This is a genomic window from Jeotgalibacillus aurantiacus (assembly GCF_020595125.1).
Lineage (GTDB): Bacteria > Bacillota > Bacilli > Bacillales > Jeotgalibacillaceae > Jeotgalibacillus > Jeotgalibacillus aurantiacus.
The window spans coordinates 45,711-62,881 of the sequence record NZ_JACNMS010000006.1 but is presented as its reverse complement, the minus strand read 5'-3'; the positions used below and the strand labels follow the sequence as shown (position 1 = coordinate 62,881).

Here is a 17,171-nt window from a genome sequence, read left to right as displayed (position 1 = left end):
CTTTTGATGAATTTAAAAGGAATGTAATCATAAAAAACCCCGCAACAAGCCTGTTTGCGGGGGTAGAGTAAACGGGCGTACGACAAATAATCGCCTCCCTTTAAACGCAAAAAGAAAGGCAGACAACAGCTGCCCTTCTCCACGTAAAAACTGATCCGTTGAAGATTATTAAAAATGTGCAGACTACTCCCGTTTACTCTGCTTATGAAAACAGAGCCTTTGAACATATGAAATTACTGATTGTTCAAAGAATCCTGTCGTAGCCTACCTGAATACATCATTAATAACCCTCCTATCACTAAAGTTAACTATTACTATACCCCATTTTTAGAGCTTTGTCATCTGAGTGTAGAGTTGGAGTCTGAGGGTCTGTCCCCAACTCTACACTGATGGAACTTTCTCCTTCTATATCCGTATAACTACTATCCAATCAAAGGAGGAATTTTAACATGTCTAAATACTCCATTAAAGAATTTGTGCAGGAAACAAAGCAGGAGGAGAGTTCACGGGACTTTTTTGAGCTTGAGACTGATAGGATTTTAGAGGTTAATTTGAATGGCAAGGTCTGGGCGAAGGCTGGTTCGATGATTTCTTATGAAGGCAACATCAAGTTCGAGCGTGAGGGTATGATGGAGCACGGTCTTGGACGGTTTGTTAAGAAGGCGCTCAGCGGAGAAGGTGCCCAGCTGATGAAGGCCAATGGTCAGGGTCGTCTTTATGTTGCAGACCAGGGTAAAAAGATTACAGTGCTGGATCTTGAAGGCGAGAGCGTTTTTATTAACGGCAATGATCTGCTTGCCTTTCAGGACGGGCTGGAGTGGGATATTAAGCTGATGCGTAAAGTGGCTGGAATGATGGCTGGCGGACTGTTTAATGTTCGACTTGAAGGTCAGGGCCTTGTTGCTTTCACCTCTCATTATGAGCCACTGACATTACTTGTGACTCCCGACAGACCCGTATTTACGGATCCAAACGCAACCGTCGCATGGTCCGGAAACCTCGAGCCTGAGTTCGTCACAGACGTCCAGCTGAAAAGTTTATTCGGCCGTGGCAGCGGAGAATCTGTCCAAATGAAATTCTCCGGCAACGGATTTGTTGTCGTTCAGCCATTTGAAGAAATTTATCAGACTCAGCAAAGCTGATTGAATGAGAAAACGCCGCACTGATGAGGAGTGTGGCGTTTTAACTTTGATCGTGCAGACTTGGAAATTCTATCCCTGAATTCTACCTTCTTAAAGCTTCTTTTACTGCCCACTTTTGATGGTCATGAATAAGACATTCTACAGCATGATCAGGCTCCAACCAAACTAATTCATAATCATCTTCTGTTGGTTTGTCGGCTTCTTTGACCTTGCAGCAAAAATAAAAGTGACCTTCATTCAAGTAATGAATGTCTTCATTCACAGAATAAAAATACCTTCTGGCACTGCCAATGAAGGTACTTATTTCAACTTGAAATCCCAGCTCCTCAAGGGCTTCTCTTTTTAAACACTCCTCATGCGTTTCGCGGTTTTCTATTCCGCCACCAGGAAGAAAATGCTTACTATCACTTTTTCGGATGACCGCGATTTTTTCTCTCTTGTTATTAAAGATCAGACCATATACTGCAGGTCTCAAAACATAATCTATTCCACTTTCCTTTTCTCCAAAGGTAATCATATCAATGTCGACTCCTGTTATATGTTTAATGCTAAAAACTTCAAAGCTTAGTTTTAGGGTCTGTCCCCATACCTCAGGGACAGACCCTTGTTCTACCCTTCCCGCTCAGCCCACTTAATTGTTCGCTCAAGCGCGCCGGTTCCATGGATCCAGACATCAGGTTCGATGCCGATTGCTTCTCTCTGATAGGAATACGGACTGATCGAATAAGTAGATGGCATATTGATCAGGACACCTGAATTCGGCAGGTAGAATGGTGCTCCTGCATCACTGGTGAAGGCACCTGCCGTTGGCGTTCCAATCAGGACGACGTTTTCATATTCCATGAGTGCCTCAGTCATCCACTCGGCTGCTGAAACCGTATTTTTGTTCACCAAAATATAAAGCTTCGTGTCAAGTGATGGTTCTTTATCAATCTCCACTCCTGTTCCAGCCCAGGAAGTTCCAAAAGTCTCCACTTTTGAATCCGGTTCCACTGGTATTACATCAGTAGTATGCCAACCATAAAGAACTGATGGCATATGATCATAAAACATCTCAATGTTAAATCCGGCCTCTTCATAAAGATCTCGGACATTCGATAAAAGTACATGTTGGGTATTTGTATCAATAATCATAGATTCATGATTTGAAGGTGGGGAACCAGTTAGATCGTGAATGAATTTCATCACAAAGTTTCCATTTCCACCGTTGTTATTTCTCAGATCCAAAATCGCTTCAGGTGATTCTTTTATCAGCTCTCCCGCTTCAAACATATCATCATACGTAAACTCATCCTTCTCATTCACCATTATTGTTCCAAACCGAATCACAGGAATTCCTTCTTCCGTTTCGCTGATTTCAAACGGCTCTAAGCTCTCAGGGTTGGTGAAGAACTGCACTGGCGTTGACTTGTAAGTATCAGACTCTGTTTCCAGCGTCCACTCTCCCCCACTGCTGTCAGCCATGGTAATCGCCTGATAAATCAGTTCTCCATCTTCACTAAATGAAGGCTCGATAAACGATTCAAGATGTTCTCCATTGATCAACACAATCTTTTCATCATTGAAGAAATAATCATCATTTTCTTTCGTGAACTGCCAGGACTCTACTCCATAAGGAACCATTTCCTTCGTAAAAGCGTGCACACCCTGTATGAAAAAATGCTGATCCTTGATAAATGAAAACGCATTTCTCAGCTTACGGGCATACTCCTCCCCGCTTACCGGTCCTTCAGACGAGTTGATCCACTGATTCATCTCCTCTGCTGCAGCCTTAAAAGCTTCGTCTCCACCATAAAATTCATATGGTCCATAACCGTATCTCATCGTTCTGATAAATATTTCAAAGTCAGCAAACATCTCATCCTGCGTTAACGCCTCAGCAAGCTCCTTCTCCTCAGTCAACGTCATAAGCACCTCAGGCTCCAGCTCAGGTATTTCCGTCTCATCAAACTTTGGCAAATAAGCCGCAACACTCGGCGGATCCTCAACCTCACGACTGATCACAAGCTCACCAGACTGTTCATTCTCCTGAACAGCACGATCAGCCTCCTCACAAGCCGCCAGCAGTAATACCACCGCCAAACCAAACCCCATCACCTTTCTCATCCAATCCCCTACCTCTCTATGACTTATGTACGTGGAAAAGATTAGAAAGGTTTCGGGTTTATTGAACGAGTGCAGACTTGTGGTCTGTCCCTGAAGTCTACGCTACCCTTGAAAATCCGGCTCTAAAAGCGAAAACACCACCGCATCATGCGACTTACTATTTTGATAGAGATAGCCCCGCAAAATCCCTTCCTTCTCAAAACCGAACCTTTTCAACAATTTCATGGACGGTTCATTTTGAGAATAGGTGACTGCACCGATTCTGAACAACCCGAGCTCATGAAACGAATACCTCAGCACCTCTTCCACAGCTTCACTCGTAATTCCCTGTCCCCAATAATCAGGAGCCAGCTCATATCCGATCTCTGCCCGCTTCCCTGGAATATTCAGGTTGTTAAGCCCAAGCGTGCCGACAAAATCACCTGTCTCTTTTAAGACCATGCCCCATCTCATGCCACGCTTGCTTTCATATGTATTTTTCATAGATGAAATGATCTTTTTTGCATCATCTTTATGCTTCAAAGAATCCATCCCGTAAAATTTTGTTACTTCATCGTTAGACATAATCTCAAAATAAGGATCAATAAAATCCTCACGCATCATCGTCAACTTTAATCTATCCGTTTCTAATTCAGGAAAACTCATGATATTCATCCTTTCTACTTTAGAGCTAGTGTCACACCCCGACTCTACACTACTCTCGTCTTACATAAACTTTTCCTTGAACAGCGATCATCTCTTCAACCGGTTGCCCTTTTACTGAATAAATTTCACTTCCTGTTGAAGCAAAGGTGGCATCTCCATTTTTGAAAGAATAGTTGCCGTTTGTTTCTTCTTCACTCCCAACAAGTGTGAAGGTTACCTCGCCAATCACCTGATCCAGTGAGTCTTCATCAAAATCACTGGTTAATTCGTCATCATAATAATATTTAGTACCATTCCACTGAACAAGATTTATCCATTCAATGGAAACCTGCGGGGATGATGATTGAAAAGCCTCTGAACATCCGGCCAGCAGGAAAACGATCGCTATAAGTTGAAGCTTTTTTTTCAACTGCATAGCACACCTCTTTTCACGATTTCGCTTAAATGCCAGTCACATTATCAAAGGGGACCGTTTCTCCATTAATAACTGCCTCAATCACTTCGTGTTCAGGATCAACAGTGAGCTTGTATACTTTACCCATAAGATTTTCATTATTCGCATTGTCTTCATCAAGTTTGATCATTAACGTATCCTCTATCGTTTCTAAAGAAGTGCTGACTTCACCTGAAGACCGGAAAAACAAGTAATAGGTCTGATCATCCTCTTCGATCAACTGAAGATTATACTCCAAGTCAATCGCTTCCTTTACTTCATTCGGCACAGTATCAATCTCGCTAATACTCAATATTGAAGATTGTTCATTGCAACCCAAGAGTAGAAAACCAGATGCCAGCACAACGCTCAACAAATACTTCATCCTTGATCCCTCCATTTACCATCTATTTTCACTATCATTCTACAAAACATTTCCAAAATCCTCTAAGACATAGACTGTAGACTTGGGGTCTGTGCCTGAAGTCTACATCCTATTACTGAGATTAAATTCAGTCTTTCGGACCGTCATGCGCAAGCCTGCTTATTTTACACTGAAACAAAAGGAGGGTTTTTGATGAGGTTTACATACTTTGATGCCGTACAGATCAGAATGGCAAGACCGACTGATAAAATGGAAGATATCATTCATTTCTATGAAAATGGACTCGGCTTAAAGAAGGTGGCCGCATTTCAGGGACACGATGGGTATGATGGGGTGATGTATGGTTTGCCGGGTACAGCAGTGCATCTGGAGTTTACGAGTCACGAGTCAGGCAGCCCATGTCCGGATCCGGGACGCGATCAATTGCTTGTGTTTTATATTCCTGATGCCAAACAGCTGGAGGAGACAGCGAGTCGGCTATTGAAAATGGGCTATCCTCAGGTCGAACCGGAGAACCCTTATTGGAAGGAAAAAGGTGTCACGATAGAAGATCCGGATAAGTGGAGGATTGTTTTGATGAATACGGAGGGGCTTAAATAACAGAAGACTCACTTGAGAAATATTTGATTAACTTCCCTCATTTCTCAAACAGCTGGAACACTTATGCCATCATATTTTCACGACGTCACCATAACCTGTCCAGAATAATGTTTTCCTACTACAATAAATTAAATTCCAATAGATAGGACTTGTGATAAAATTAGGATGAATCATTCTGCGAATCCATTGTCTTTTCAACTGATGGTCAAAATTTAGAAGCGGAATGACGCATTTATACGCGCGAATATGACGAGGATTGATCAAACATGGAGGTGTTAGCAGCCTGTGGTGAAAATGCATCCGAAATCAAGAAACATTCAGCAAAAATACAGAAAAACAATTGAACATAAAAAAGAAATGAAAAAGCATACGATCGAGGTCGTTGCGGTTATTTTTGTAGTCAGCATTTTATATATTTCGCTTAATCAAACGAATTTTCTTGAAAATAGAAGTTCGTCTATTATGTCTGCTTCAGAGAATTTCTGGTTTGTACCCACCTACGAAATTGATGAGGCCCTAAAGAGTGTCTACGACGAATATGAGGGAATGACCGTTAACTATCATCCTGAATTAACAACATTCATTTTTAAAATTTCATACGAGCCTACTCTAATCCCGGAAGACCGTCTGGTTGAAATAACTAATGTTGCTAATGAATTACTTATAAAACTAAGTTCCTTCCCAACAGACAAACCTTATATTATCGCAATAGCAGGAGAAAATGACGAACAATTGGCAAGCAAAATGTTTGGCAGCAATGAAGACAGTTAAGAAAGCAGACCCCAAACTCTACATACAGAAAAAGCCTCGAAAATGATTCCGAGGCTTTTTCTTTTTATCGCTTTGGCAATGGTGCACGCTTTGAAATCAGCTCTTTTTCTACGAGTTCATTCCAAAACGCTTCTGGAATGTTGGCGTTCATGGCTGCCAGATCTTCTTTGATGCGGTCCGGTCTGGTTGAGCCTGTGACGATGGCCTTGACAGCTGGATGCGCTGAGGAAAACTGAAGGGCTGCATCTTTCAGGCTCACATTGTGACGCAATGCCACTTCGTTAAATTGATTGACTTTTTCTTTGATCTCAGGCGTGATCTTCTGATAATCAAAATAGTCACCACCAAGTAAAGCTCCTGAATTAAAAGCCGAGCCGATGACAAGTCCGGCACCTTTTTGCTGCGTCAATGGCATCATACGTTCCAGTGCTCGTTCATGCTGAAGCAGCGTATATTGTGTCGCAGATAAACTCAGATCTGGATGTGCTTCCTCCAGCTCAAGTGCCACTTCAATCGAGATCGTTGTATTGACACCAAGTCCCCAGGCAGAAATCACGCCTTCATCTCGCAGGCGATCCAGCACTTTAAAGGCACCTTTCCGAGCCTCATCAAACTTCGTCACCCATTCATCTCCAAGAAAATCCGGTGAAATATCATGCACAAACACCATATCAAGGCGGTCTGTTTTCAAACGCTTCAGACTGTCCTCAATCGAGCGTAACGTCCCATCCTCTGTATAGTCTGTTTGAATTTTATTTTTACGTCCATACTCAAACAGGCCTTCCTTCTCCTCCTCTTCATCCAGCACGATCCGGCCAACCTTTGAACTCAGAAGATACTCGTCACGCTTATAAGATGATAAAATCTCACCCAATCTCAACTCTGCCAGACCCGCTCCGTAAAGAGGAGCAGTATCAAAATAACGGATCCCCTCATCCCAAGCCGTCTGAATCGTCTCCATCGCTTCCTTCTCCGGCACCTCCCGGAACATATTGCCGAGCGGAGCAGTTCCGAGACCTAATTTGTGCTTAATATCCAAATGATTCTTCATCACTAAACACCTCATTCATTGGATTTTCAATATGGTTCGTGTCTACCCGGACCACCCTGCCACTAAACGAATACGCAGTGTTGGGGGTCTGTCCCTGATGTCTAAAGTAGTAGAAGGGTCTGACCCCAATTCTACGCTGCACAAAAAACGCAGACCGGAGTCTACGCTTATTCGTTCTCTAATTCTTTAATCGCTTTATCCAGCTTCTCTTCATCTTCGTCAGAGAGCTCCGGAAATTGCGGATCAATCTTTTTAAGGCAGTCGATCATGACTTCAGTGATGATATAACGCGAGTACCATTCATCGTCTGCCGGCAGGATGTACCATGGGGCCTGTTCGGTTGATGTATGACTTAACATGTCTTCGAAAGCCTCATGATATTCATCCCAATGCTTTCGTTCTTTGATATCGTTAAATGAAAACTCCCAGTTTTTCTTCGGATTTTTCAGGCGCTCGAGCAGTCTGTCCTTCTGTTCTTCCTTTGACATGTAAAAGAAAAACTTTACGACGTAAAAACCATTTTCCTGCAAGTGTTTTTCAAATTCATTAATCTGACGATAGCGCATTGGCCATACGTCTTTTAAATCCATATCCTCAGGCACGCTGCCTTCTTTTAGCCTGTCCGGATGAACCCTTGGCGCAATGACTTCCTCATAATGAGAACGGTTCAGAATTCCGATCTGTCCCCTCGCCGGAAGCCCGTCCCGGATTCGCCATAAATAATCGTGATTCAGCTCTGTCTCGGATGGCTTTTGAAAAGAAGCTGTTTTCAGTCCCTGTGCAGTCAGATTTGAGAAAATATAGCTGATCGCTTCGTCTTTCCCGGCGGCATCCATCGCCTGCAGCACAACCACAATCCCCTTTTTCTCTTCTGCATGAAGCTTCCAGTGTAATTCCTTTAATTTATCAATACTCTGTGGAATCAGCTCATCCAGCAGCTCCGACTCTTCAATCCCGTGTTCCTCATGCGTCGCATAATCCTGCAGCTTAATTTTTTTATCGCTCTCCACCAAATACTTCTTCACATCCATCGTCCATCCCACACCTTCATCATAATGACTAATTATCTTCCTCACTACCCAAGATCATGACAAATCAAACGAGTGTGGTCTTGGGTCTATCACACATTTTAAAATCCTGCCATAAGATATTAAAAATCCTCACTACCTTTACTCACCTTTCCTTTTTTCACTTTATTTAGTCAACGCGTCAGTGAATTGAAAAATAGGTGTTGACTTTCCATTTTCATTCGCTATACTTTTCATATAATTCCGATTAAATACATAGGATTAAAGAGGTTAGTGGGTGATGTATTGTTTTTATCAATAAAAAATGTAAATAAGTCTTTTACGAACAATGGACACTCGGAGCTTGTGCTTTCAAATATTCAGCTGGATGTAAAAGAGGGAGAATTTGTTTCAATTCTTGGTCCTTCCGGCTGTGGTAAGTCTACGCTTTTATCGATTGTGGCTGGTTTGGCATCGGCTACAGAAGGATCCATTGAGCTGAATGGCAAAGCGATTAAAGGTCCCGGCAAGGAACGGGGCATGGTGTTTCAGCAGGCTGCGTTGTTTCCTTGGCTGACGGTGGAGGAAAATGTGATGTTCCCCCTCCTGCCGGATATGTCCAAAAAGGAGGCGCAGCAAAAAGCACTCCAGTATTTAAAAATGGTGCAGTTGAGTGCCTACACGAAGCATTCACCACATGAAATTTCAGGAGGGATGCAGCAGCGTGTGGCCATCGCGAGAGCCCTTGCGATGGACCCGGCACTGCTTCTGATGGATGAACCGTTCGGGGCACTGGATGAACAGACGCGCTCACGACTTCACGAGATTGTGGAAAACATCTTCCTTGAAACGAAGAAAACCATTCTTTTTGTGACCCACAGTATTGCTGAGGCGTTGAAGCTTTCAGACCGGATCGTTGTTATGGGAACACAGCCCGGCACGATACTGGATGTCATTGAACTGGACTTTCCAAGACCACGTTCCCAGTCAAAAGAAGAACTCATTCCATATGAAGAAAAAATTCAGGCGTTATTGAAATCTGAAATTGATAAGGTAACGGAAAAGGAGCAGAATCATGCAGCCAGCCGTTAAACGAATTATTTTTTATGTGTTACTTTTCGCAATATGGCAGGGAGCCGTTTACGTCTTCCAGGTTTCCCCTTCACTCCTCCCTGCACCAACTGATGTTTTTGCTTCACTTTATGAAGGCTTTAGTAATCGCACATTATTATATGATCTTTTAGCGAGTTTCCAGCGGCTGTTCATTGGCCTTGCGATTGCACTTGTTCTTGGACTGTTACTCGGCGTTCTTTTAGCGAAATCAAAAACGGCCGATGAAACGCTCGGTTCCCTCATCCTCGCGCTGCAGTCAGTTCCAAGTATCGTATGGCTTCCACTTGCGATCATGTGGTTCGGTTTAAATGAAATGGCCGTTATTTTTATTGTCGTACTTGGCGCAACGATTGTGATGACGATCAATGTCCGCACCGGCATCATCAATGTCCCACCGCTTTATATAAAAGCAGCACGGACGATGAATTACAAAGGTTTCCGGCTTTTCGCAAAAGTCACGATCCCCGCGTCCGTTCCATATGCTGTGACAGGGATCCGTCTTGCCTGGGCTTTTGCCTGGCGCGCACTCATGGCGGGTGAATTACTCAGCACCGGTCCCGGACTCGGCTATTCATTAAGATTCGCATCAGATTTTGGGGATATGAGCCGCGTGATTGCGATCATGCTCATCATTATGCTGATCGGTATTTTGGTCGACCTGATGTTTTTCCAGCGGGTTGAAAAGAAAGTCCTTAAAAAATGGGGACTGGCAACAGACTAACTTTTTGGAGGCGAACGCATATGAAAAAACGATTCAGTTTACTATTTTTAGCATCATTTACTGCGCTGGTTCTGGCAGCATGCGGCTCAGACAGCTCGTCAGGCGGAAGCAAGGATGAAGTTGTGATCGGCTACTTCCCCAATATTGACCACGTACCAGCCATGGTCGCAAAAGAAAAGCAGTATTTCGAGGAGTCTATTGGTGAAGATAAGAAAGTGACTTACAAAACATTCCCAGACGGCGGTGCTTTTATGACTGCACTTAAAACAGGCGATATTGACGCAGGTTTTGTAGGTCCTGGTCCAGTGATGAACAATTACGCAAATGGGGCCGATGTTAAAATTCTTGCAGGTGCATCCTCCGGCGGTACGGTCGTTGTGGCAAGTGAACAAAGCGGAATCGAAAGCATCGAGGATCTTGGCAATCATACATTTATCACGCCTGGAATCGGCTGTACACATGACGTTCAAATGGAAACATTCCTGAAGGAGCAAGGCATCACATCAGCCCGTATTGGCGGAACGCTGAAGCACGTAACAGGAAATCCTGCACAGTATCAGGCCATGTTTGAATCAGGCAAGGTTGACCTGGCAGCTGTTCCTGAACCATGGGCATCCACGCTTGTCGCAAATGGCGCGAAAGTCATTGTTGATACGGATGAAATTGCCTACGGGACAACATTACCGAATACGGTGCTTGTGACCAGCGGAAAGCTGCTCGAAGAGGAAAACGAACTTGTTAAGCAAATAGTTGAAGCTCATGAAAAGAGTATTCAGTTTATCAACGAAAATCCTGAGGAAGCCCAGACGATCGCCATTGACTCCATTGAAGAAATCACGAACCAGCGTATGGATGAATCCATCATTGCCAGCGCATGGGAGCGTGTGACGTATACAACGGAAGTTAATGCAGATGTCATTCAGGCATTCGCTGATTCCTCTCACGACCTGCAATTCCTGAAGGAAAAACCTGAATTTGATGAGCTTGTAGTATCTCAGGAAACACTGCTTGGAAGTGCACAGGAGTAATGAAAAAATGGATGACAGCATGCCTTGCCGTGCTTATTCTCCAAGGGTGTTCATCCAGGGTTGACCTGGATGAACACTTTTCTTTAAACGGAGAAGTAAGCGACCTGCAGGGAGTGAATCAGGATGGAGAAGACTTTCACACCAATGATATGGAAGGCGAAATCTGGCTCGCAGCCTTTATCTTCACGAACTGCGACACAGTGTGTATGCCAATGACCTATAACATGGCAGAGCTGCAGTCACAGCTGGATGAAAACGATCTCGACTACCAATTCGTCTCCTTTTCAATCGACCCGGAACACGACACGCCCGACGTACTGAAGGAATACGGCTCGCAGCAGGATGCCGACTTTTCCAACTGGGATTTTGTCACAGGCTATGAGCAGGAAGATATCGAACTGTTTGCTAACCGGGGTTTTATCGCACCTGCTGCAAAGCTCGAAGGCTCTGATCAATTTGTACACAGCACCTCCCTTTACCTGATGATCGGCGACCGGATTCTTGAAAAATATGAGATGTCTATGGATGTGCCTTACGAGGAAATTGTGGAGGCTGTGGAGCTGGTGCAGGGATATTAAGATGTTTGCCCGGACAGAGTTAAGGAAACTTTGTCCGGGCTTTTTTATGCAGGTTGAAGCTTTTAAAACGATTAATTAACCATCAATATTTTATATATTGAATGTAGACTTCATTGCCAGCATTCAGCTATTCCAGATACAATGACAATAAGTTCAAATTCGTTTTCAGGACAAAAATTCTCTGAATGAAAAGGAGCTTGCATGAACATCTACCTGTACTGGCTCATTCAATTATCTTGGGGATTACTGATTAATTTAGTAGGGCTCCTGATCGCAGCCGTATTAATCTGCCGGGGCATAAAACCAAAGCGGTTTCATCATGCTGTTTATTTCGAATTCGGGGAAAAATGGGGCGGCGTGAACTTTGGCGGCTTTTTCTTCGTTCAAAAAAATGCACCTCACCGACTTAAATCACACGAATACGGCCACAGCTTTCAAAACCTGTTCCTCGGACCCATCATGCCATTCGCCGTCAACATCCCATCAGCAGTCCGTTATCATTACAGAAAATATCAGCTGAGCAAAGGACACAAACTGAAACCGTACGATGATTTCTGGTGTGAAGGCTGGGCGACGAGGCTCGGGCAGAAGCATTGCGGTTAGTGTAGAGAAGGAGTCTGTCCCTGAGGTCTTCTGGGACAGACTCCTTCTCTACTAGATCAATCACAAAAAGCGCCAATCTCTCAGATCAGCGCTTTTTTGGATAACTTATGTATAAAAGTACTTCCTTCTACTTCTATTATAATCTCTATCCTGCATAAATAATAGACTACTCTTTTCTACATTACTCCCCTATACTGTTCATACAATTCCAAATTCTCAGAGGAGTGTTAATGTATGCAGGATAAAAAAGCGGTACTGGATCAGGGTCCATTCTTCCATGGTACGAAGGCAAAATTAAAAATTGGTGATTTGCTCGAGCCACATCATTTATCCAATTATCAGAACAAAAAATCCAATCATATTTACTTCACTGCGACGCTTGAAGCAGCGAAATGGGGAGCAGAACTCGCAAAAGGCGATTTGCAGGAACGGATTTATATCGTCGAGCCTGCAGGGAATTTCGAAAATGACCCAAATCTCACTGATAAAAGGTTTCCGGGGAATCCAACACGTTCCTACAGATCACAATCCCCTTTAAAAATCATCGCAGAATTAGGCGTCTGGGAAAGGCATTCTGATGAACAAATTAATCAGATGCTCGCATCGTTAAAGAAATTACGAGAGGAAGGGAAAGACGTCATGCTGGATTAGGGAGAAAAGGGACAGTTTATTTTCCGATCTTTTATCCCCTGGTCATCTGTCACTATTTTTCCAAAAACAAACCAATTCTTTCTACCATTTCATTATTTTTTCATGTTAAGATAATAGAATCATGATAAAAGTACTCTATTAATTAACAGGGAGTTTTGCTTTTTGTATCGTCGAATGCTGTTTATTTTAAGTCTGTTTTTGTTGCTAAGTGCCTGTGCCGCAGGAACCATTTATTATAATGCTGCTGCCCCTGACAGCCTGAAAAACAATAAAAATGATAGTGTCGATCATGCTGATAAGGTAGAGGGATCAGCAGAAAATACAAGTTCGACTGAATCTGCTCATTTTACTGCAGTGGGCGATTTACTGGTCGAGCGCCCTATTTTATATGATGCCATGCAAAAGGATGGCTCTTTCCATTTTGATCCCCTTCTATCCAATGTCAAGCATTTGATTGAGGCAGGAGACTTCGCATACGCTAATCAGGAAACACCGATCACAGGTTCTGAATACGGCCTTGGTGATGGGAATTTTGTATTTAATAATCCGTATGAGCTCGGCCATTATTATTATGAAACCGGGTTTAATATGCTTCAACTGACAAATAACCACACGCTCGATATGGGATATAGCGGACTCGAGCGGAATATCGCCTTTTGGGAAGAGCACTATCCAGATGTTCTACTCAGTGGTGCCCATCTATCTTCTGAGGAACGTCAGACGATCCCGATCATTGAAAAAGAAGGCATATCCATTGCCCTTGTTTCGAGCACTTACAGCTCCAATCTTCCAGTTGAACATCCATACTCAGTCAATATATTTACAGATAATGAAGAGCAGCTTTTAAATGATGTAGCCCGTGCTGATAAGATGGCCGACCTCGTTGTCGTGGGAATGCACTGGGGCCAGGAGTATCAGCAGCCTGTAGAAGCACAGGAAGAACTCGCACACAGCCTTGTCCAAAATGGAGCAGATATCATTCTCGGTCATCATCCGCATGTGCTTCAGCCTATCGAATGGATTGAAGGACCTGATCAACAGCGTGCACTTGTTGCCTATTCACTCGGGAATTTCATCTCCGGTCCTTTTGACGATCGTGTACCCCACCTTGACTGCGAACGTCTAACAGGCACCATGATCGGATTTGATCTGACTAAAGAAAACGAACAGGTTGAAATTGATTCTGTCTATGCTGTCCCTACATTCACTTCCTTTTCAGAAGACTATACAGACTATCAAGTTCTTCCATTAAGCGATTTTGACCATGATGATTTCAGATGGTGCAACCTGGACACCCATAAAAAGAATGTGATCGAAACACTTTCTGAAAAAATGAGTGATATTGAGATCAGAATGGGTGAAATGGAGAACAAATAAGCTGACTCATGACGGTTTCAGAATACACAAAAACCACTGCTAATTGAACAGTGGTTTTTTGCTTTTAGAAGTTCTTGATGATAGACAGTTGAAAAATCTCAGTATTATTGATAAAGGTGGTCGAGAAAAGTCTCAAGTTTAGTCAGGTCAGTCAAATGTTCATTGCATAACTGACTATCCTTGCAAATATAATTCCCTCTGCTCACATACGTCTCTTTCCCGCTTTTCACCTTTGTCACAAACAAGGCGACTTCTCCAAGCTGGTTACATATACTGCAGATTCCTTTATTGTTGCTATTGTTAAAGTGGCCTGAGATACCCTTTAACTTTCCCTGATACTCAACGATTAAATGCTGCTTATGGGCGCGAGTATCGAACCATCCTAAATAAGAATGCCTTTGGAAATCAAACTCATCCAGATCAGGCACCTGCAGCTTCTTCGCTTTTGGGAACAGTTTCTCGACTGTTTTCTTCGTCACTTGTCGAAACGGAATCACATAATCACGCTTCAACTCACTCAGAAAAGCCCTGGCCTCTGCCTCATCATTCAAGTCAACGATCCGGTTCAACAGCTTTTCCTGCTCTTCTGTCAGATCAGGAACCATCTCTTTTACTTTCGCCATCGCATGAAGCTTTACTCCAGCCCGGGTATCCTGATGATTCACAGTGCGTTGAGTATGAACAATGAAATAGACTTGCCGTGCAATAAAATTATATTGGTCATTTCGAATAAACATATTTTCAGTTTTTTTAATTGTATCCATTTTCTATTCGCTCCTTATCTTTTAATTCATGATAGATAAGTGCAAAACCTGAATAGAAAGATACATTGATTGGCGATTAACAACCTTAACCCCACGCAAAGTATCGCCCCTTATTCAGGCTTTGCATGAGCTGGTACCAACGCTGACGCATGATTTTTCATCACAACTATCACCTGATATCACCTCCAACTACAGCGTATACACAATCGTAAATTATCGCAAGACCTAAAAAGGAAGATCTCTTACAGATTCTCTTTTACCTGCTGATCCCCATCATCATCCACCCTCGTATCCTCATCTGTCTCCATGCACTCCAGCCAGTCATCAGCTTTCAGTTTGTCAACAAACGCACGGCTGCCACCGATTATGGTGAAGTCCAAATCAACGTCACTGTAAAAACACCAGCTGCGATCCTCAGGCCAGATATAACTCGGGGTAAACTTAACCTCATCCATCATGAGAAACTGCTTTACCTCTTCAATCCGACCACGATATAACTTGCTGTAGTAATCCGACGTCTTTAATACATGATAGTAAAAGTAGCAGTCGATCTCTCCCGAATGAAGCTTGATTACATTAATCACACGATTGAGTGACTTATAATCCAGTAGACCTGGGTCTCCTCCCATTAAATAACGTGGTTGCCCGCCAAGCTCCTTTGCAATCGATGGCAGTCCCAGTTCCTTTGTTTCCTTTAATCCGTATTTCACCGCAAGCTCCCGAAGCCTGATCCGTTCCCCCGGCTGCAGGTAACCATCATCAAACCCTGCTTCCATCCAGGTGATCGTGTCATTTGGCGCATTGAGTTCCCGGTGAATCGGATGGATGATTTTACAGTAAGCCTCAAAAACAGGTGGAATCAAATTGTTAAAACGACAGCCATTCCAAACTTCAGGCAGAGGAATTTTTTGACCCTCTATCCAGCTAAACTCTTTCATGTCAGCTAATTTCTCCATTACATCCTCCTTTGAATGCGTAGAATTGGGGTCTGTCCCTCGAGTCTACGCTGGACTTTGGACGATTCCAGATTTACTAATTACTGTTATAATGATTATACAATTCAGGGGGTATCGAATGAATCTATCAGAGGCATTTATTTTAAATAAAATGAAGCAATTTAATATAACCGGAGCGGGTATTGCTGTCATTAAAGATGGAAAACTTGCAGATACACATTGTTTTGGCTTGCTGGAAGCAGGAACGACTGAACTGGTAGATCGGCACTCTATTTTCAATGCATGTTCAATCAGTAAATTTGTAACAGCCATTGTTGTGATGAAGTTCGTTTCTCAGGGAGATCTTGATTTAGATGAGGATATTAATAATAAGCTTGTTTCATGGACTTTGCCTGTAAATGAATATAAGACGACGCACAAGGTGACACTGCGTCATTTACTAAGCCACCACTCCGGAATTCTGGACCCTGAGGGCAGTTTTGATGCGCTTCATTCCCAAAATGACGGGCCGAATATGGTGGACATACTGGAAGGCAAAACTCCTTACTGTCGGGAATCAATTACTGTAAAAAAGAAGCCGGGAAGTGAATTTCATTATTCTGATGCGGGTTATTGTGTGGTCCAGCAGCTGATAGAAGATATTGCGGGGGAACCTTTTGAAAAGGCTGTGAATGATCTTATATTTGAACCATTACATATGGACAACAGTACTTTCAGTCAATCGTTGCCTAACGGTAAAAACTTTACTGCCGGACACGACAAAGAGGGTAATGTCATTCCCGGAAAATATCCTATCTATCCATATGCCGCAGCATCTGGACTTTGGACAACGCCATCTGATTTAGTAAGGCTTGTCATTGAGTTAATGGATGCTTTGAATCATAACAGCAAAATCGGTCTAACCTCTGACGCCGCTAAACCCCTGCTAAGTCCTCAAGGAACAGCAGCCTGGGCAGGACTTGGATTATTTTTAGATAGCACAGACCATGAAACCGAAATTTCCTCCCTCGGCTGGGGTATCGGCTATCAAAGCATGCTCGTTGCTCAACCCTATCTAAAAAAAGGAATCATCATCATGACAAACACAGATACAGGACTTCATCAGATGAAAGGATTTATCGGGGAGATATACAGGGCATGGGTGTAGAGATCGAGTCAGTTTTTCTTTACCTATAATCGATCAAAGAGATACGCAAAAAAAAGATATGCAATCCAATAAACACTCATGATCATCTACCTG

20 protein-coding genes are annotated in these 17,171 nt (G+C 43.1%); 11 read left to right on the top strand and 9 right to left on the bottom strand.

The features are described from left to right. Positions 1-449 precede the first annotated feature (449 nt). Positions 450-1,142, top strand: coding sequence for an AIM24 family protein (locus H7968_RS15730; RefSeq protein ID WP_227397033.1), 693 nt, complete (start codon positions 450-452; stop codon positions 1,140-1,142). Between the two features lie 82 nt (positions 1,143-1,224). On the opposite strand, the gene H7968_RS15725 is transcribed toward H7968_RS15730, so the two are convergent. The 5 genes from H7968_RS15725 to H7968_RS15705 all read right to left on the bottom strand — a co-directional run bounded on the left by H7968_RS15725 (position 1,225) and on the right by H7968_RS15705 (position 4,711). After that, a complete protein-coding gene (locus H7968_RS15725; RefSeq protein WP_227397032.1) occupies positions 1,225-1,659 on the bottom strand; it encodes an NUDIX hydrolase in 435 nt (144 codons plus the stop codon). A 92-nt stretch (positions 1,660-1,751) separates the two neighbouring features. Beyond that, complete coding sequence (locus tag H7968_RS15720; protein WP_227397031.1) at positions 1,752-3,248, bottom strand: S41 family peptidase; 1,497 nt, start codon at positions 3,246-3,248, stop codon at positions 1,752-1,754. A 102-nt stretch (positions 3,249-3,350) separates the two neighbouring features. Next, positions 3,351-3,893: a GNAT family N-acetyltransferase gene (locus H7968_RS15715; RefSeq protein ID WP_227397030.1), complete on the bottom strand. Its 543-nt coding sequence runs from the start codon at positions 3,891-3,893 to the stop codon at positions 3,351-3,353. A gap of 49 nt (positions 3,894-3,942) precedes the next feature. Further along, a complete protein-coding gene (locus H7968_RS15710; RefSeq protein WP_227397029.1) occupies positions 3,943-4,302 on the bottom strand; it encodes a hypothetical protein in 360 nt (119 codons plus the stop codon). Positions 4,303-4,333: 31 nt separating this feature from the next. Next, positions 4,334-4,711 (bottom strand): hypothetical protein, encoded by a 378-nt coding sequence (locus H7968_RS15705; RefSeq protein WP_227397028.1) that lies wholly within the window; start codon positions 4,709-4,711, stop codon positions 4,334-4,336. A gap of 192 nt (positions 4,712-4,903) precedes the next feature. Between H7968_RS15705 and H7968_RS15700 the strand changes: the two genes are divergently transcribed. Together H7968_RS15700 and H7968_RS15695 are read left to right on the top strand one after the other, a co-directional pair. Further along, the gene (locus H7968_RS15700; RefSeq protein WP_227397027.1) at positions 4,904-5,311 is read left to right on the top strand and encodes a VOC family protein; all 408 of its coding nucleotides are present in this window, start codon (positions 4,904-4,906) and stop codon (positions 5,309-5,311) included. Positions 5,312-5,596: 285 nt separating this feature from the next. After that, positions 5,597-6,082, top strand: a complete 486-nt coding sequence (locus H7968_RS15695) for a hypothetical protein (protein WP_227397026.1) — start codon at positions 5,597-5,599, stop codon at positions 6,080-6,082. A 64-nt stretch (positions 6,083-6,146) separates the two neighbouring features. Here H7968_RS15695 and H7968_RS15690 read toward each other — a convergent pair whose 3' ends face one another. Next, positions 6,147-7,133: an aldo/keto reductase gene (locus H7968_RS15690; protein WP_227397025.1), complete on the bottom strand. Its 987-nt coding sequence runs from the start codon at positions 7,131-7,133 to the stop codon at positions 6,147-6,149. Positions 7,134-7,300: 167 nt separating this feature from the next. Then, on the bottom strand, positions 7,301-8,209 hold the full coding sequence (locus tag H7968_RS15685; protein WP_227397024.1) for a PPK2 family polyphosphate kinase: 909 nt from the start codon (positions 8,207-8,209) through the stop codon (positions 7,301-7,303). Positions 8,210-8,446: 237 nt separating this feature from the next. Here H7968_RS15685 and H7968_RS15680 point away from each other — a divergent pair, with 237 nt between their 5' ends. From H7968_RS15680 to H7968_RS15650, 7 genes are all read left to right on the top strand, one after another. Further along, complete coding sequence (locus H7968_RS15680) at positions 8,447-9,232, top strand: ABC transporter ATP-binding protein (RefSeq protein WP_227397106.1); 786 nt, start codon at positions 8,447-8,449, stop codon at positions 9,230-9,232. After that, a complete protein-coding gene (locus H7968_RS15675; RefSeq protein ID WP_227397023.1) occupies positions 9,216-9,974 on the top strand; it encodes an ABC transporter permease in 759 nt (252 codons plus the stop codon). Before H7968_RS15680 ends, H7968_RS15675 begins: the two co-directional genes overlap by 17 nt. A gap of 20 nt (positions 9,975-9,994) precedes the next feature. Continuing rightward, a complete protein-coding gene (locus H7968_RS15670) occupies positions 9,995-11,002 on the top strand; it encodes an ABC transporter substrate-binding protein (RefSeq protein ID WP_227397022.1) in 1,008 nt (335 codons plus the stop codon). Beyond that, positions 11,002-11,580 carry an SCO family protein gene (locus tag H7968_RS15665; protein WP_227397021.1) on the top strand — a complete coding sequence of 193 codons (579 nt, stop codon included), beginning with the start codon at positions 11,002-11,004 and terminating at the stop codon, positions 11,578-11,580. Before H7968_RS15670 ends, H7968_RS15665 begins: the two co-directional genes overlap by 1 nt. 201 nt (positions 11,581-11,781) lie before the next feature. After that, positions 11,782-12,183, top strand: coding sequence for a hypothetical protein (locus H7968_RS15660; protein ID WP_227397020.1), 402 nt, complete (start codon positions 11,782-11,784; stop codon positions 12,181-12,183). Positions 12,184-12,417: 234 nt separating this feature from the next. After that, positions 12,418-12,834: an NAD(+)--rifampin ADP-ribosyltransferase gene (arr, locus tag H7968_RS15655; protein WP_227397019.1), complete on the top strand. Its 417-nt coding sequence runs from the start codon at positions 12,418-12,420 to the stop codon at positions 12,832-12,834. A 162-nt stretch (positions 12,835-12,996) separates the two neighbouring features. Then, positions 12,997-14,211, top strand: coding sequence for a CapA family protein (locus tag H7968_RS15650; protein WP_227397018.1), 1,215 nt, complete (start codon positions 12,997-12,999; stop codon positions 14,209-14,211). A 104-nt stretch (positions 14,212-14,315) separates the two neighbouring features. On the opposite strand, the gene H7968_RS15645 is transcribed toward H7968_RS15650, so the two are convergent. Together H7968_RS15645 and H7968_RS15640 are read right to left on the bottom strand one after the other, a co-directional pair. Then, the gene (locus tag H7968_RS15645) at positions 14,316-14,975 is read right to left on the bottom strand and encodes a FusB/FusC family EF-G-binding protein (protein WP_227397017.1); all 660 of its coding nucleotides are present in this window, start codon (positions 14,973-14,975) and stop codon (positions 14,316-14,318) included. Positions 14,976-15,217: 242 nt separating this feature from the next. Continuing rightward, positions 15,218-15,931 carry a hypothetical protein gene (locus H7968_RS15640; protein ID WP_227397016.1) on the bottom strand — a complete coding sequence of 238 codons (714 nt, stop codon included), beginning with the start codon at positions 15,929-15,931 and terminating at the stop codon, positions 15,218-15,220. Between the two features lie 118 nt (positions 15,932-16,049). On the opposite strand from H7968_RS15640, the gene H7968_RS15635 reads away from it, so the two are divergent. Beyond that, entirely contained in the window at positions 16,050-17,078 is a 1,029-nt protein-coding gene (locus H7968_RS15635; RefSeq protein WP_227397015.1) for a serine hydrolase domain-containing protein, read from the top strand. Positions 17,079-17,171 lie beyond the last annotated feature (93 nt).

What these genes read in the sequence shown, in the direction of transcription:
- H7968_RS15665 (WP_227397021.1), top strand. Translation starts at nt 11,002, where the DNA reads ATGAAAAAATGGATGACAGCATGCCTTGCCGTGCTTATTCTCCAAGGG.
- H7968_RS15730 (WP_227397033.1), top strand. Translation starts at nt 450, where the DNA reads ATGTCTAAATACTCCATTAAAGAATTTGTGCAGGAAACAAAGCAGGAG.
- H7968_RS15690 (WP_227397025.1), bottom strand. Translation starts at nt 7,133, where the DNA reads ATGAAGAATCATTTGGATATTAAGCACAAATTAGGTCTCGGAACTGCT.
- H7968_RS15715 (WP_227397030.1), bottom strand. Translation starts at nt 3,893, where the DNA reads ATGAGTTTTCCTGAATTAGAAACGGATAGATTAAAGTTGACGATGATG.
- H7968_RS15725 (WP_227397032.1), bottom strand. Translation starts at nt 1,659, where the DNA reads ATGATTACCTTTGGAGAAAAGGAAAGTGGAATAGATTATGTTTTGAGA.
- H7968_RS15670 (WP_227397022.1), top strand. Translation starts at nt 9,995, where the DNA reads ATGAAAAAACGATTCAGTTTACTATTTTTAGCATCATTTACTGCGCTG.
- H7968_RS15700 (WP_227397027.1), top strand. Translation starts at nt 4,904, where the DNA reads ATGAGGTTTACATACTTTGATGCCGTACAGATCAGAATGGCAAGACCG.
- H7968_RS15645 (WP_227397017.1), bottom strand. Translation starts at nt 14,975, where the DNA reads ATGGATACAATTAAAAAAACTGAAAATATGTTTATTCGAAATGACCAA.
- H7968_RS15660 (WP_227397020.1), top strand. Translation starts at nt 11,782, where the DNA reads ATGAACATCTACCTGTACTGGCTCATTCAATTATCTTGGGGATTACTG.
- H7968_RS15675 (WP_227397023.1), top strand. Translation starts at nt 9,216, where the DNA reads ATGCAGCCAGCCGTTAAACGAATTATTTTTTATGTGTTACTTTTCGCA.
- H7968_RS15640 (WP_227397016.1), bottom strand. Translation starts at nt 15,931, where the DNA reads ATGGAGAAATTAGCTGACATGAAAGAGTTTAGCTGGATAGAGGGTCAA.
- H7968_RS15705 (WP_227397028.1), bottom strand. Translation starts at nt 4,711, where the DNA reads ATGAAGTATTTGTTGAGCGTTGTGCTGGCATCTGGTTTTCTACTCTTG.
- H7968_RS15720 (WP_227397031.1), bottom strand. Translation starts at nt 3,248, where the DNA reads ATGAGAAAGGTGATGGGGTTTGGTTTGGCGGTGGTATTACTGCTGGCG.
- H7968_RS15635 (WP_227397015.1), top strand. Translation starts at nt 16,050, where the DNA reads ATGAATCTATCAGAGGCATTTATTTTAAATAAAATGAAGCAATTTAAT.
- arr (WP_227397019.1), top strand. Translation starts at nt 12,418, where the DNA reads ATGCAGGATAAAAAAGCGGTACTGGATCAGGGTCCATTCTTCCATGGT.